At 44.3% G+C, this 411-nt stretch carries 1 pseudogene; it reads right to left on the bottom strand.

Annotated elements, in window-relative coordinates:
- Window positions 1-411: pseudogene (locus ETC00_RS20115) on the bottom strand (YmdB family metallophosphoesterase); the annotation flags it as partial.

The following is a 411-nucleotide window of genomic DNA, read 5'->3' as shown; positions in this document are numbered from 1 at the left end:
AATAAAAGGAGTTCGCGCAAGCGCCATCTCGACTAATTCGTCTGCTTTTTTGAACGGGCAATCGATCGCCGGCAAAAACGTTCTTCCTTACAAACTAATCACAGCTATTTCATACCCTTCCACATGGATGAACACCATTCCTTTTCCAGGTGTACCAGCTGGAAAATTGGCTGGACGAACGAGCACTTTCGCTTGGTCAATAAATTCGAAAACTTCACGATTATCCCACGCGTGATTGCCAAGCGTTACTACATGCACTCCTATCTCTACAAAACGACGATATATTTTTTCGGTAATCCCTTTTCCGCCCGCTGCATTTTCACCGTTCACAACAATGACATGAGGCTTATATTTTGCTTTCAGTTTCGGCACATATTCATCAATCATTTTTCGTCCCGGTTGCCCCACGAC

It is taken from the genome of Brevibacillus sp. MCWH (assembly GCF_013096935.1).
GTDB lineage: Bacteria > Bacillota > Bacilli > Brevibacillales > Brevibacillaceae > Brevibacillus > Brevibacillus aydinogluensis.
The sequence above is the reverse complement of the archived record's forward strand: the minus strand, read 5'-3'. Positions and strand labels throughout refer to the sequence as shown.